At 41.5% G+C, this 14,726-nt stretch carries 10 protein-coding genes; 7 read left to right on the top strand and 3 right to left on the bottom strand.

The window, feature by feature from the left end:
- The first annotated feature begins 7 nt into the window (after positions 1–7).
- The 5 genes from AAG747_RS19610 (at position 8) to AAG747_RS19590 (ending at position 7,835) form a co-directional block, all read left to right on the top strand.
- A complete protein-coding gene (locus AAG747_RS19610; protein ID WP_346822916.1) occupies positions 8–1,825 on the top strand; it encodes a chemotaxis protein CheA in 1,818 nt (605 codons plus the stop codon).
- A gap of 18 nt (positions 1,826–1,843) precedes the next feature.
- Positions 1,844–2,440: a hypothetical protein gene (locus AAG747_RS19605; RefSeq protein ID WP_346822915.1), complete on the top strand. Its 597-nt coding sequence runs from the start codon at positions 1,844–1,846 to the stop codon at positions 2,438–2,440.
- A 34-nt stretch (positions 2,441–2,474) separates the two neighbouring features.
- Positions 2,475–5,363 carry a PAS domain S-box protein gene (locus AAG747_RS19600; protein ID WP_346822914.1) on the top strand — a complete coding sequence of 963 codons (2,889 nt, stop codon included), beginning with the start codon at positions 2,475–2,477 and terminating at the stop codon, positions 5,361–5,363.
- 72 nt (positions 5,364–5,435) lie between these two features.
- Complete coding sequence (locus tag AAG747_RS19595; protein WP_346822913.1) at positions 5,436–6,281, top strand: CheR family methyltransferase; 846 nt, start codon at positions 5,436–5,438, stop codon at positions 6,279–6,281.
- 156 nt (positions 6,282–6,437) lie between these two features.
- Positions 6,438–7,835 carry a right-handed parallel beta-helix repeat-containing protein gene (locus AAG747_RS19590; protein ID WP_346822912.1) on the top strand — a complete coding sequence of 466 codons (1,398 nt, stop codon included), beginning with the start codon at positions 6,438–6,440 and terminating at the stop codon, positions 7,833–7,835.
- A 21-nt stretch (positions 7,836–7,856) separates the two neighbouring features.
- Here AAG747_RS19590 and gatC read toward each other — a convergent pair whose 3' ends face one another.
- From gatC to AAG747_RS19575, 3 genes are all read right to left on the bottom strand, one after another.
- A complete protein-coding gene (gene gatC, locus AAG747_RS19585; protein ID WP_346822911.1) occupies positions 7,857–8,144 on the bottom strand; it encodes an Asp-tRNA(Asn)/Glu-tRNA(Gln) amidotransferase subunit GatC in 288 nt (95 codons plus the stop codon).
- A 68-nt stretch (positions 8,145–8,212) separates the two neighbouring features.
- Positions 8,213–8,977, bottom strand: coding sequence for a lysophospholipid acyltransferase family protein (locus AAG747_RS19580; RefSeq protein ID WP_346822910.1), 765 nt, complete (start codon positions 8,975–8,977; stop codon positions 8,213–8,215).
- A 221-nt stretch (positions 8,978–9,198) separates the two neighbouring features.
- A complete protein-coding gene (locus AAG747_RS19575) occupies positions 9,199–9,978 on the bottom strand; it encodes an FkbM family methyltransferase (protein WP_346822909.1) in 780 nt (259 codons plus the stop codon).
- A gap of 192 nt (positions 9,979–10,170) precedes the next feature.
- Between AAG747_RS19575 and uvrA the strand changes: the two genes are divergently transcribed.
- The gene (gene uvrA / locus AAG747_RS19570; RefSeq protein WP_346822908.1) at positions 10,171–13,014 is read left to right on the top strand and encodes an excinuclease ABC subunit UvrA; all 2,844 of its coding nucleotides are present in this window, start codon (positions 10,171–10,173) and stop codon (positions 13,012–13,014) included.
- Between the two features lie 178 nt (positions 13,015–13,192).
- A complete protein-coding gene (gene gatB / locus AAG747_RS19565) occupies positions 13,193–14,653 on the top strand; it encodes an Asp-tRNA(Asn)/Glu-tRNA(Gln) amidotransferase subunit GatB (RefSeq protein ID WP_346822907.1) in 1,461 nt (486 codons plus the stop codon).
- Positions 14,654–14,726 lie beyond the last annotated feature (73 nt).

The following is a 14,726-nucleotide window of genomic DNA, read 5'->3' as shown; positions in this document are numbered from 1 at the left end:
ACTGTATATGAGTGCAAAATCAGATGAATACAAAGAGCTTTTTTTAAGCGAAGCCCTTGAGTACTACGAGGAGGTCAACCAGTTACTCACCGCTTTGGAAAAAAATCCTACCGATTCCAAAATCATTAATAGCATTTTCAGAATAGTGCATACTTTAAAAGGAAATGCGGCAGGGTTAGGCTTTGATGATATCGCTGAGTTTGCTCATACAATCGAAGATTTGTTCGGGGAAGTCAAAGAAAACAAACTTATATTGGGTGAGCAAACATTCTCACTTGTTTTTAGGGCCGTAGATGTGTTGGGAAATTTGATCGAGGCGCTTAAAATTGATAAACAGGTGAGGTATAAGGGAATCCGAACCAAATTACAGTTGATTATAAATCAGTCGAAAGGCAATGAAAAAAGTAACCCGGCACCGGAAAAAACTAAAGTTGCGACAGATACTGTACTGACGGAGTCTTCGTCAAAAGACCCTGTCAAAGAAGAAGGTCAAGCTGCTCATACAGAAAGCAATATAAAGGAAAAACCCAAAGAAATTACAAGAGAAAAATCCCGAGAAAGCAATCGGGAAGAACCGCTGCAAAACGGAATTAAGTTCTCCGAAATCATCCAGGTACCAGTAAAAAAACTGGATGAAATGCTCAATTTGGTTGGAGAACTCGTCATCGAACGCGACCGGATGATAGCCACTCACCTTGACGATCATACAGACAATTCCTATTCCCGTCTTAACAGAATCTCTTCGGACTTACAGTATTCGGTCATGAACGCCCGCTTGGTACAAGTAGGCTTTTTGTTCAAAAAATTCCACCGGGTAGTACGGGATGTTGCTGCCTTGGAACATAAGAAAGTGGAGTTGCTGTTAAAAGGAACCGAAACGGAGATCGACCGGAATATCTTACAAGCCATCAGTGACTCTCTTATCCATTTGATTAGAAATGCGGTAAGTCACGGAATAGAAACAACAGAGGAAAGGCATAAATCAGGAAAAACAGAATTTGGAACCATTACTTTGGAAGCCAAAAACCTGAACGACTCTGTGGTGATTGAAGTAAGGGATGACGGGAAAGGTATTGATTTGAAAAAGGTATGTGAAAAAGCCATCAACCGGAAGCTTATCACTCAGGAGGTTGTCAACAAACTAACAGACCAGGAAGTCCTTCGCTTTATCTTTGAAGCAGGCTTTTCTACGGCCGAAACAATCAGCACGGTTTCGGGAAGAGGTGTAGGGATGGACGTGGTGAAGCGCTCTATCGAATCCGTTGGTGGGAATATCTCTGTGGAAACCACCCAAGGTAAGGGCTCGGTTTTTAAACTTTTGCTCCCGGCATCCATGGCTGTACGAGGCACCTTGCTATTTGAATTATCAAAAAGTGTCTATGCCATTCCACTGTCTTATACCGAAGCAGTGATTTCTATCAAGAAAAAGGAAATTCATAAAGTGGGAAAAGGCTTGATGACAAAACACCTGGATAAAACCGTATCGGTGGTCTTCTTAAAAGATTTGTTTGGGGCTTCTTCTGACGACCTGGCAAAAGGAAAAAGCTACTTACATCATAGTTTTGATAACATTGCAGACAATGCCAACTTGGAGATTGTGGTGGTCACCTATCATGATTGGACCATGGGTTTGGTAGTGGATAAATTACAACAACAAAAAGAAATTGTAGAAAAACCTCTTAAAAAGCCGGCAGACACCAGCTCTTTTATCAGTGGTGTGACCATATTAGGCGATGGCAATGTCTGCCTGGTGGTAAATATCTCAGCCATCGCAAACTTTATTTTCAGATCAACTTATTTATCAGACCGGGAATTATCGGGCTAATCTCTATATCAAATCATTATGATGCACCAAAACGAGATGCAATATCAACAAAAGCTGGATTTGCTTTTTCAGAGAGCTTTTGCCAATGCTTCCGAAGCATTTCGGCTGTTTACAGGTAAGCCAGTTCAAGGGGGGACTCCTCAATATTTTTTTGATAAACGCTCATACATAGAGGAGGCAAATCAAAAGACTTTTCATAAACACTGCTTGTTGGTGACAAAACTTATAGGCGAAATCGAGGGGAGAAGCTTCTTGTTAATCCCAAAACAGGGATGCAGGGAGTTGTATACACCTCTGAGCGACTTCAAAAAAGAACATGTAATGCTGGAATTTGCCAAAGAGTTGGATAATATCTTATCCGCTGCGGTGATCACTGAAATTACCAATATTTTGCAACTGAATTTGCATGGAGGGGTGCCGGACTTGAATATTCTGAGTAAACTGGTGATAGAGACCTTTATCGAGGGTTTTTCAAGCGGAAATCAGGATTTTTTTGTTTCCACAACTTTTTTAGTGGGAAACCCTTCACAACAATTTCAAACTCAGTTTTTATGGCAGTTTTCAGAAAATTTTCTTGCTAAAATAGCAAACACGCCACTGCTAAGTTTTAATTGAGGCCTATAGCCATTGTTCAGTCATCTGTATCACTATGAAAACTTTCTTATCAATACTAGGCAAAGCCAAGGGATGGGTATTTACACTGTTAGTGCTGAATGGAATAATTTTCCTTTCCACATTAAAAATCGTGGAGGGGTATATTCCCTTTTTAAAAGATAATCTGGTACATATTGCTTTAGTGATGAACCTGGCCATTGTGGGTAGGATTATTTGGCGGATTTCACGGCAGGTGGCACAGGTATTCAGTTCGTCCAATCAACTGTTAGCGGAGGTTTCTCATTGCTCCGCTCACAAGCAAAAGAAAAAACAGGATATTTATACAAGTATCACGGACAACCTGAACAATACAATATTCAAAATCAAAGAAGCTTCGCAACTAATCGATGAAATTTCCAAAGGAGAACAAATACATTTGGACAAGCTCAGTCATGAGGACCGCTTCGGAAAAGCTATTTTAAACCTCGAATCCGAACTACACACCTTCAAACAACGGGAAGCGGAGCGCCAGTGGGGCATTGAGTCAGTCGCGAAGTTTAGTGAGATCCTTCATCAGGAAGTGGATAAGATTGAAGAGATGTGTTTCAGTTGCCTGAAAAGCCTAATTAAAATGTTAGGGTGCAACCAAGGAATGTTTTACCTGGTAAAAACCGATCGAAGCTACCGGGAGTTTTTAGAGCTTGCTGCTGCTTATGCTTTCGACCGGAAAAAATACCTGTCCGGAAAGGTGTACCCGGGTGAAGGACTGGTAGGGCAGTGTTTACAAGAAAAAGACCTGATTTACTTAACAGACATTCCTCCCGAATACATTAAGATCACTTCCGGTTTGGGCGATGCTCCCCCTACCAATATCATCATTGCCCCCTTACTTTTTAACGATGCTATCTTTGGAGTCATCGAGTTGGCGTCCTTCAAAGTCTTACCTCAACATAAAGTGGATTTTATTCGCAAGGTTACCGAAAGCATTGCCTCCAGTATACACAACCTTGAAGCCAATCTGAAAACCAAGAAATTACTTGAGGAGTCTCAGTTGTTGACGGCGGAATTGCGGGAAAATGAGGAAGAGATGAGGCAGAACTTTGAAGAGCTGTCTGCGACTCAGGAAGAAATGAGCCGAAAACAATTGGAATTGGACAGTATTGTTTCCGCCATTGACACAACACTGTGTATGGTAGAAGTGGACCCTCGAGGGAGAATCCTGAAGGCTAACAAAAATACGTTGAGCTTGTTGGCTTATACAAGCGAACAGCTTTACAAAGTACATTATAAAGAAGTTTTTAAAAATTACTCCCATATTCAAAAGATCATTAACCAAACACAACAAGCCTATTCGGATGACTTATTGGTCAAAACGCGTCAGGGCAAAGATGTTTGGTTGCATACTACTTATAATCCGGTAAAAGACCAGAATGGTGACGTCCACAGTGTTTTGATGTTAGCGCAAGATATTACCCGGAAAAAAACCGAAGAAATAGAATTTGAACGCCTGTCGTTGGTGGCCGATAATACGGATACTGCCGTAGTCATCACTGACCATTTGGGCTATGTTGAATATGTAAACCGGGGGTTTACCCGTATCTCTGGTTTTACCCTTAAAGAGATGCTAGGTAAAAAACCGGGGAACATCCTTCAAGGTCCGGAAACATGTGCCGAAACACAAAAGCGGATTAGTTGGAAGCTCAAACAAGGGGAATCCATTTACGAAGAAATATTAAACTATAATAAGCAAGGCGAAAAATACTGGATTTCTTTGTCCATTAATCCGGTGAAAGATGACCATGGAACGGTAGTAAAGTATATTGCAGTGCAAGCCGAAATTACGGAAACCAAAACTAACGCACTCAACTACAAATCCAAATTAGAAGCGATCAGTCGCTCTTCGTTGATCATCGAAGTCAAAAAGGATAAGACGATTACTGAGGTGAATGATAACTTTTTAGAAGTATTCGGCTATTCCTTACGCGAAATTCAAGGGCAGGCCATTGACCTGTTGCAAACTACTATCGCGGATGAAGAGCAGCAAACTACTTGGTGGGAGAAAATCATGGAGGGTCAGTTTATCCGCTGTGATTTTAATATGAAAAATAAATATGACCATGAAATCTGTTTAAGAGGGGTGTTCAATCCCATCTTTGATTTGCAAGGCGGAGTGGAAAGTGTGGTGATTTATGCCAATAATATTACGGTAGAAAAGCACCTGGAAATCAAAAACAGGCAAAATAAAGTAGAATTAAACTACTACCTGGAAGCCATAAACAAAACCATTGCTTCGGTGGAGTTTGATATGAAAGGCCGGATCAAGGAAGTGAACCCGATCTACCTGAGTGTGATGGGGTATACACGGGAAGAATTGGTAGGGCATTCTTATGAAATCCTCTTGGATGTTGAGGAAAATGAAAAGCCGCAAATCAAAATGATGTGGGAAAACTTAAAAAACGGTCAATTTTTTTCCGGTGAATTTAAGCACAAAAGCAAGTCCGGGAAAGACTTATGGCTCAACGGAACGTTTAATCCTATTTTGGACATCGCAGGAGTGCCCAGAAAAATCATGCTCCTGGCACAGTTTACCACTGCTGAAAAAGAAAAACAACACGACCTGAGCAATACGCTAGCTGCGTACAAATCGGTTGTACCTACTTTGGAATTAAAAGAAGGCTTTATCATCAAATCATTTAACCAGGGCTTTCTTGAGCTACTAGGGTATACGAGAATGGATTTGCGAAACAAGTCACTTGAGGACATTTTAGCCGAGCGGGCAGCTGGTTTTGAAAGTCTGTTGAAAAAAGTTTCCGAAGGAAAAAATGAAACAATGTCCCTGAAATTCTTAACCAAAAAGGGAAAAACACTACAGAAGCAAGTGCGCTTTTTCCCTATTTTGAATTTAGAACATACCATTGGAAAAACGGTGCTGATTGTACAATAAGCGAAAAACCAATTCACTGCCTATCCGCTACTTACCTTTTGTATGAGGCATAACTTGAAACCCCTTGAGTGAATGGAAAAAAATTTACAAGAGCAAGCAATTTCAGATTTCGAGTTAGTCTCTTTTTGTGAGGCCATCTATAAGAGGTATGGAATTGATTTTTCCTGCTATGAGCCTACTCCTTTCAAAAGAAGGTTAAAAAACTGTTTGCTTAAATTTAAGTTCAATTCTTTGATCGATTTATGGTCAACGTTATTGCGCGACAGAGGGTTTATCTATCCTTTTATGAATGAAATTACAGTAGGGCTTACCACGCTGTTTCGCGATCCCAAAATGTGGTTGTGTGTTAAGGACTTGCTATTACAATTGACTCGTACCAATAAGCAGGTTTCCATATTGCATACAGGCTGCTCCACAGGTGAGGAGCTGTTTTCAATGGCAATTTTAGCAAAAGAGTTGGGAGTGTATCATAAATGCCGTTTTGTCGCTACGGATATCAATGAAGATTCCCTGCAAAAGGCCCGGATGGGAGAGTACTGCAATACCAAATGGGCTGATTTTGAGTCGAATTACCGGCAATATAACCCCAAAGGAAAGCTGGTCCTGTATTGTCTGCAAAACGGGAATACGTTTCAATTCGACCCCTTGCTTTTAAAGAATGTGGAGTTTAAAAAACACAATTTGATTGCAGATGGGTTTAGACAAAAATTTCATCTGATTTTTTGCCGGAATGTACTGATCTATTTCGATAAAGTTACCCAAATTAATATTGTAAACCGGCTGCATGATACGCTAGAGAGTGAGGGCTTTGTAGTAATGGGATATTTTGATAGTGTGATGCCCATAATTCGAGATATCCAATTGAATATCTATGATTTGAATATGAAAATTTTCAATAAAGCCTCAAGTCCCACTTGAACCCTCAAATGGCTGAATTTTAAACGTTAATAGGACTTTTAGCGGTAAAATATTACCATTCATAAAATAAAATAAGATCTGATCACAGGAATATTTTGCTAGAATACAATGCTTCGTTAACTTACGGATGAGTTTCAAGCCACCTGTGATAGTCGAATGAACAAGTATAAATTTTTCAGAATAAGTATTGTATGGCTTTCAACCGTATTACTTTTCGCTTGTGAGCCAGAAGAAGAGAGTATTTCCACAAGCCCGGATATCAAACTTTCCTTTTCTCAAGATACCATCTTTTTTGATACGGTTTTTACAACTGTGGGAAGCGTAACCAAGCGCCTTTCGGTAACCAACCCTAGCAATAAAGCCGTAAATATTGCTAACATCAGTTTGGGAAACACCCAAAGCTCTGCTTATGCTGTTCATATCAATGGCATTTCCGATACAAAGGTGGAAAATGTAAAGCTTCTGGGGGGGGATAGTTTATTGGTATTGGTAGAAGTATTTATTGACCCTCAGGACAATGACCTGCCATTTATCGTACAAGATTCCCTGGTTTTTGAAACAAACGGCAATGTACAGGATGTAAAACTGATTTCTTGGGGGCAAGATGCCAACTTTTACCGCAGTGGCTTACAAGGTATCGATGGCAACACTACCTGGACCGCTAACCGGCCTTATGTGATTTTTGACTCTGTATTGGTGCAAAAGGATGCCACGCTTACAATCGAAGAAGGAACTCGTATTTATATGAATCCAGGGGCATATTTGTTTGTTAACGGCACGCTTAAAATTCAGGGAGTTGCTGAAAAACCGGTAACTTTTCAAGGGGTAAGGCAGGAAAAAGCATATGCCAAAGCTCCGGGACAATGGGGGGGGATCTTTTTCTTGGAACAAAGCCATCAAAACGAAATCTATTCGGCCATTATTAAAAATGCTACGGTGGGGATTCACTTAGGAACCCCTGACGAAGACGAGGAACCGGACCTGGTTTTGGCAAATTCTATCATCGAAAACATGGCAGCAACCGGCATACAGTGCTTTACCTCGGATTTGTTGATGTACAATACCTTGATTGACAATTGTATTCAAAGTGGCTTGGCCTGCTGGGCCGGGGGCAATTATGTCTTGTACCATAATACCATTGCCAATTACCAATTTGACTTCTTTAGAGAGACTCCCTCTCTGATCTTGAGTAATTACTTTAATACAGGAGAAGATATCCTTCGGGAAGATTTGTATGTGGATATGCGCAATACGATTGTATGGGGGGTGCTAAATGACGAAGTGCAGTTTTTTGCAGATGCGGAAAGCGAAACCAAAATGGAGTTGAACTTGAGAAATAATATTTTCAAAACCCAACTGACGGATTTCTTAAAAGGGAATGATAATCAATTAAATACAGACCCGAAGTTTACCAGCCCGATCGAACAGCTCTTTACCTTGGATACACTCAGCCCGGCCAAAGACAAAGGACAAAAATTGTTCGTTTCCCATGACCTTTTGGACAATGCCCGGGATGAAAACCCGGATATCGGAGCCTATGAAAGAATAGAATAAATCCTGAATGCAAACCCAGGATTATTCCAACACCTTAGGCACCCGGATAAACTGTTTGTCTTTTCGAGGGGCATTTTTTAAGCCGGCCTCACGGGAAAGGTGGTTTTTTACCTCGTCTTCCCGAAGCACGTTTTGCTCTTCGGACATATGGGTTAAGGGTTCCACTCCTTCGGTGTCCACTTCTTCGAGTTTACCTACCCATTCTACAATTTCATTTATGCTTTGCAGCATTTTCCCCTCATCCTCCTCATTAAAATTCAGCCTTGCCAAATGGGCTATTTTTTCTAAATCTGCTTTTTCTATTTTCATTTTAATTGATTTCAAATTCTATCCTTCTGGACTTTCACAAAAATAAGAACACCTTCAAAGTTTTCAGCTTATTTATTCACGGTTTCTTTTTCAAAATACTTTGGAAAGCGACTCTTCATTTCATTGTAGATGACAGAATATACCTGTTCTTTTAAGTCATCGGCTTGGTCTATCGTCATTCCCGTGGTTGCTATCGGTTCATGAAAGATCACTTCAATTTTGCTCCAATGCAAATAGGGAGAGATATCATGCATTACCAACCAGTGTTGAGGAATGGTGACCGGGACAATCGGAACCTGCTTTTCAATGGCAATACGAAAGGCCCCGTCTTTAAAGCGTTTGGGTACCGGTGGGTTTTGATTGGTTCCCCCTTCCGGGAAAATGATCAAACTGTTCCCCTGGTCAATTTCGTTTTTAGCCAATTCAAAAGATTGATAACGGTCTCTCAGGCTGTTGCGGTCAACGGAGATATATAATTTCTTAAACATATAGCCAAACAAGGGCACTTTACTCAGCTGGCTTTTTCCTACATATACACCAAACTGCCGCATGGCATATCCTAAAATGGGAATGTCCAGATAGGAATTATGATTGGGACAGAATACATAATTTCCCTTTTTGTCAAAGGGAAAGCGGTATTGTACTTTTACAGGCAAACCAACCAAAAAATACACCGTATACGCCCATATATTATTGACTTTGTAAGAATAAGGTCTCCATTTTTTTACGAAAATGGTCAGGAGAAAAAGCGGGTAAATCAAAATAAAAATAACCCAAAACCAAAGCAAATACCAGAGGGCATATAATAGGTTGAAAAAGTTCTTTTTTGGCATAGTTTACAGTCGTTTGCTCAGAGATTCAGTGAACACCCCGGCTTTATTTAAACTTGAAAAAATACCTTTCCATCAAAAGGAAAGAAATGCAAAGATAATAATTAATTCAAGTTGCCGGATACATTAAGTTTGTTGAAATTATCTGATAAACCCCAAAAGTACAATTATCTTCCCGCAACCCTCAATCCTCCATTCCTTCAATCCTCCACTCCTTCTATCCCTCATTCCCTAATCACACCCCTGACCCGGTCTTTTTTGCCAGTGGGAATAAAGTAAAGCTCAATTTCTTTTGTGTGTTGAGGGTTATCTAATTGAAAAGGCCAGAGTTGGTTGTTTTTAAGATAATAAGCAGTATATGACAACGGGCTGAGCAGGTTGATGATTTCAGCTTTGTTTTCTTTAGGCCCGATTTCAATTTCCAGAATGGGCTGGTGTTGTTCAAAAAGAGATAAAAATTGTGGAATAATATGCGTTTCGTACCCTTCCACATCACATTTGACAAATTGCAATTCCTTCAATCCTCCGAATAAGGTTTGAGGCGACATCATCTCGGTTTCATGAGTAAAGGCAATGCCTTGTTGGGGCCGGGCTTCCAGTATTTCCGTCCGTCCGTGCCGGATCACCCCGTCTACGGTAGGTGTTCCCATTTGCACTTTCTTATGATCTTCCTCTCCCAAAGCATAGGGTAGGATTTCAAAATTCTTGAGGCCAAAACGGCTCAGGTTTTTTTGTAATACCTTGCGAAACATGGGAACAGGCTCTATAGAGTAGAGTTTTCCTTTTTCTCCGGTCAAATGCGATAAGGGTATGGAAAAATAGCCTAAATTTGCGCCAATATCCAAACAGGTATCACCTTGCCGGACGAGCTGCCGGAGAAACCGGACTTGAAAATGTTCGGACAGGTAAAGTTTTGAACGATAGGTTTTAAGAAAAAAATAACTGATAAATTGCAAATAATTTTTGAAACCTAATAAACGGATCAGAAGCCTTCGGATGAGCATGTGTGTTTGCTAACGTATCGGTGAAACTACGAAATTTTCAAGGAGTATGTCATCATTCGTAATGAAAGGAGGAATCCCTTCAATAACATACTCTAAAAAAACAGCCATGAAAATATGGCGAATATTTTAAATTATTGCACTTTTGTGGCAACTTTTGGCAAAGGGCCTGCCATATAAAATTGACAAACTACTATGAGCATATCAGTTGACCAGCTTGACCCTAAGCAATATATCATTGTAAAAGGTGCGAAGGTAAACAATTTAAAAAATATAGATGTAGCCATCCCCCGAAATAAATTAGTGGTGATTACCGGAGTATCGGGCTCTGGCAAGTCCTCACTGGCTTTTGATACGCTTTTTGCCGAAGGACAACGGATGTATGTGGAGAGCTTGAGTTCGTATGCCCGTCAGTTTCTGGGACGAATGGAAAAGCCGGAAGTCGAGTATATCCGGGGAGTATGTCCGGCCATTGCCGTAGAGCAAAAAGTGAATACCCGGAACCCTCGTTCCACAGTGGGAACCACTACAGAAATCTACGATTACCTGAAATTGCTATTTGCCCGGGTTGGAAAAACCTACTCGCCTGTTTCCGGAAACCTGGTGACCAAAGACAGTGTGACCAGTGTGGTAAATTTTATCCAATCGTTTGAAGAGGGCGTGAGGGTAATGACCCTTTGTCCTTTAAAGATGAAAGAGGGGAGAAGCCTTGCCGAGGAATTAAAAATCCTTTTGCAAAAAGGATTTACCCGTATCCTGTTTAACGAGGAGTTGACCTTTATTGAAGACTTACCGGACAATGGAAACTTTGAAGAGGTGTACGACTTGGCAAAGAAAGGCTTACAAGTGGATATCCTGATTGACCGTAACACCGTCAAACAGAACGATGAAGACAATCAATACCGGATTGCCGATTCCATTCAAACGGCCTTTTTTGAAGGGGAAGGAGATTGTACCATTGAAATCATCCAAAAAAATAAAGAGACCATACGAAAAAACTTTTCCGATCGCTTTGAGGCGGATGGGATACGGTTTGAAGAACCCTCAGTCAATTTATTTAGCTTTAACAATCCCTATGGAGCTTGTAAACGCTGCGAAGGTTTTGGAAATATTCTGGGGATTGACGAAGACCTGGTGATACCGGATAAAAGCTTGTCTGTATATGAGGGAGCCATAGCCCCTTGGCGTAGTGAGTCCATGAAAAAGTGGCAAGTCCCCTTGTTAAAAAACGGGATCAAGTTTGATTTCCCTATCCACAGAGCTTATAGCGATTTGTCAGACGAAGAGAAACAAGTCCTCTGGACAGGTAATGAATATTTTGAAGGCTTAAATGCTTTCTTTAAACATCTGGAAACGCAGACGCATAAAATACAATACCGTGTATTATTATCCCGGTACCGGGGGCGTACGGTTTGCCCGGATTGTAAAGGAACCCGTTTGCGCAAAGATGCCGGTTATGTGAAAATCGGAGGCAAGTCCATCATCGAACTGGTGCTATTGCCGGTATCGGAAGTCGTAACCTTTTTTGAAGCGCTCGAACTTACCGACTATGAGAAGGCCATTGCTAAAAGAATACTGGTAGAAATAGAAAACCGCCTGATGTACCTCACTCGGGTAGGCTTGGGCTATTTGACTTTAAACCGATTGACGGCAACGTTGTCCGGGGGAGAGTATCAAAGGATCAAACTGGCCACTTCTTTAGGAAGTGCCTTAGTAGGGTCGATGTATATTTTGGATGAGCCGTCTATTGGTTTACATCCCCGGGACACCCATAACTTGATTTCCGTACTGGAAGAGTTGAGAGATCTTGGAAACACGGTGATTGTCGTGGAACACGAAGAAGAAGTGATGCGGGCGGCCGATCAAATCATTGATATCGGACCTGATGCAGGGATTTACGGAGGAGAATTGAGCTTCCAGGGAGATATATTCAACATGGACAACCCGGATATCAGCCATACGGCCCGCTATTTACACAATGTGGAAAAAATAGATGTTCCTTCTTACCGGAGAAAATGGAAAAAATCCATCCGGGTATTGGGGGCTAAAGAAAATAACCTGAAAAATCTGGATGTAGAATTTCCCCTGAACATCATCACGGTGATTACCGGGGTGAGTGGTTCGGGTAAATCTACGTTGATCCGGAAAATCTTTTATCCGGCATTAACCAAGCAACTTGGCGGATACAGTGACGAATCGGGGAAGATGGCAGGTATGGAAGGTGATATTAAAGCCATTAGCCATATCGAGTTTGTCGATCAGAACCCTATTGGCAAATCTTCCCGTTCCAACCCGGTGACCTATGTGAAGGCCTACGATGTGGTACGTCAGTTGTTTGCCGATCAACCCTTGTCCAAACAAAGGGGGTATAAACCCGCCCACTTTTCGTTTAATGTGGATGGCGGGCGTTGTGAGGCCTGCCAGGGGGAAGGGGAGATCAAAGTGGAAATGCAATTTATGGCCGATATTTATCTGAAATGTGAGAGTTGCAAAGGCCATCGTTTCAAAGACGAAGTACTGGAAGTAAAATATCATGAGAAAAACATTGCGGAAATACTTGAATTGAGTATTGATGAAAGTATTGAGTTTTTCAAAGAGCAAAAAAAGATTGTCAACAAACTGAAGCCATTGCAAGAAGTAGGCTTGGGATATGTAAAACTCGGGCAATCATCCAATACGCTGAGTGGGGGCGAAGCCCAACGCGTGAAGTTGGCTTCCTTTCTGGTAAAGGGCAATGTGAAAGCCACCGAAAAAGTCTTGTTTATTTTTGATGAACCTACTACCGGCTTGCACTTTCACGACATCAATAAATTAATGCGGTCTATCAGTGCTTTGGTGGAACAAGGGCACTCGGTGATTATCATCGAACACAATATGGAGGTGATCAAACTGGCCGATTGGATCATTGACCTGGGGCCAGAAGGAGGAAAAGATGGAGGCAATGTGTGTTTTGCCGGAACTCCTGAGGAGATGGTGAAGTTGAAAGACAATTATACGGCAAAGTACCTCAGCGAAAAAATCCCCGCTAAAAAAGGATAAAACCATCAGGTAAACTGTAATCAATATTTAAAAAGCATTGTGAAGGTTGTTGACTTTCACAGTGCTTTTGCGCTTTTGGGTAGATGGTCGGAGTTTAATTATTTCCCCCTCCATACCATTCCTTAAAATATCCTTAGTAATTTTGTTAGCTAGTAACGAAAGATAGACAAATTTGCTCATGCCTCAATCATTTTCAGATAAATACGAAGTAGTGGTAGGCTTGGAAGTTCACGCACAGCTGCTTACCCAAAGTAAAATTTTTACCTCAGATGCCACAGCCTTTGGGCAATCGCCCAATACACATATCTCTGTGATTACATTAGGGCATCCGGGTACCTTACCCAAGATCAATAAAAAAGTGGCTGAATTGGCCATCCGGATGGGCTTGGCCTGCCGGTGTGAAATCAGCCGTTACAACGTGTTTGACCGCAAAAACTATTTTTATCCCGATTTGCCGAAAGGCTTTCAAATTACCCAGGATAAAACCCCGATTTGTTTGGGGGGTGAAGTGCCGGTGAAATTGAGTTCCGGTGAAACCCGGACACTCCGGCTCCATCATATTCACTTGGAAGAAGATGCCGGGAAATCTTTGCATTTGGAAGGAGAGTCCGAAACATTTGTGGATTTGAACCGGGCGGGAATGCCTCTGATTGAAATCGTGACGGAACCGGATATCCGCTCGGCAGAAGAGGCCGGTCTTTTATTAACCGAATTGCGAAAGTTGGTTCGTTACCTGGACATTTGCGATGGCAATATGGAAGAAGGCTCTATGCGATGTGATGCAAATATCTCAGTGCGGCTCAAGGGGGATACAAAGTTGGGAGAGAAAGTGGAAGTGAAAAATATGAACTCAATCCGCAATGTACAAAGAGCTATTGAACATGAGTTTGAGCGCCAGGTGAAGTTGGTAGAAGAAGGTGTGGAAATTATTTCCGAAACCCGCACTTTTGATGCAAATACAGGAACCACGGCCGGAATGCGTACCAAAGAAACCTTGAACGACTACCGCTACTTTCCGGAGCCGGATTTGCCTCCTTTGATCATCACAGAAGAAATGTTGGCACAAATCAAAGCCGATATGCCTGCTTTGCCTCAGGAGTTATTCGATAAATTTACCCAAGAATACCAATTGCCCGAATACGATGCCAGTGTGCTGACCGATACCAAGGAAATGGCTTTGTATTTTGAAGGGGTTTGTCAATATTCTCGTAATTATAAAGCCATCGCCAATTGGTTGATGGGCTCTGTAAAGAAAGTGTTGAACGAGCAAAACAGTAGCCTGGATGCGTTGATGCTACCAGCCCAACGCATTGCAGAAATTATCCAATTGGTAGACGATGGCAAAATCAGTGCTTCTAAGGCTTCGCAAAACTTGTTTCCTAAAGTATTGGAAAATCCAAGAATGGAAGTCGTAAAAGTAGCCGAACAGTTCGACCTGATTCACGAAGACAAGGAGGATTTTATCCAGCCGATTATTCAAGAAGTACTGGCCAAATATCCGGACAAAGTAAAAGCGTATAAAAACGGAAAGAAAAACCTGGTGGGGATGTTTATGGGCGAAGTGATGAAACTCAGCAAAGGAAAAGTGGATCCGAAAAAAGCCAACCAATTGATCCGGGAAGCGTTGGAGTCCGCCTGAATGAATTGAAGTTTTATACTGTTTGGATAAGTGACAGTCCGTGATGGTTCTGACGATTATTTTTTACTATTTA

It is taken from the genome of Rapidithrix thailandica, from assembly GCF_039710355.1.
Taxonomy (GTDB): domain Bacteria; phylum Bacteroidota; class Bacteroidia; order Cytophagales; family Flammeovirgaceae; genus Rapidithrix; species Rapidithrix thailandica.
Note: the sequence above shows the minus strand (reverse complement) of the source record. Positions and strands in the feature narration are given on the sequence as shown.

Excerpts from the sequence above, each read along its gene's own strand:
- AAG747_RS19610 (WP_346822916.1), top strand. The coding sequence starts at position 8 with ATGAGTGCAAAATCAGATGAATACAAAGAGCTTTTTTTAAGCGAAGCC.
- AAG747_RS19605 (WP_346822915.1), top strand. The coding sequence starts at position 1,844 with ATGATGCACCAAAACGAGATGCAATATCAACAAAAGCTGGATTTGCTT.
- AAG747_RS19600 (WP_346822914.1), top strand. The coding sequence starts at position 2,475 with ATGAAAACTTTCTTATCAATACTAGGCAAAGCCAAGGGATGGGTATTT.
- AAG747_RS19595 (WP_346822913.1), top strand. The coding sequence starts at position 5,436 with ATGGAAAAAAATTTACAAGAGCAAGCAATTTCAGATTTCGAGTTAGTC.
- AAG747_RS19590 (WP_346822912.1), top strand. The coding sequence starts at position 6,438 with ATGAACAAGTATAAATTTTTCAGAATAAGTATTGTATGGCTTTCAACC.
- gatC (WP_346822911.1), bottom strand. The coding sequence starts at position 8,144 with ATGAAAATAGAAAAAGCAGATTTAGAAAAAATAGCCCATTTGGCAAGG.
- AAG747_RS19580 (WP_346822910.1), bottom strand. The coding sequence starts at position 8,977 with ATGCCAAAAAAGAACTTTTTCAACCTATTATATGCCCTCTGGTATTTG.
- AAG747_RS19575 (WP_346822909.1), bottom strand. The coding sequence starts at position 9,978 with ATGCTCATCCGAAGGCTTCTGATCCGTTTATTAGGTTTCAAAAATTAT.
- uvrA (WP_346822908.1), top strand. The coding sequence starts at position 10,171 with ATGAGCATATCAGTTGACCAGCTTGACCCTAAGCAATATATCATTGTA.
- gatB (WP_346822907.1), top strand. The coding sequence starts at position 13,193 with ATGCCTCAATCATTTTCAGATAAATACGAAGTAGTGGTAGGCTTGGAA.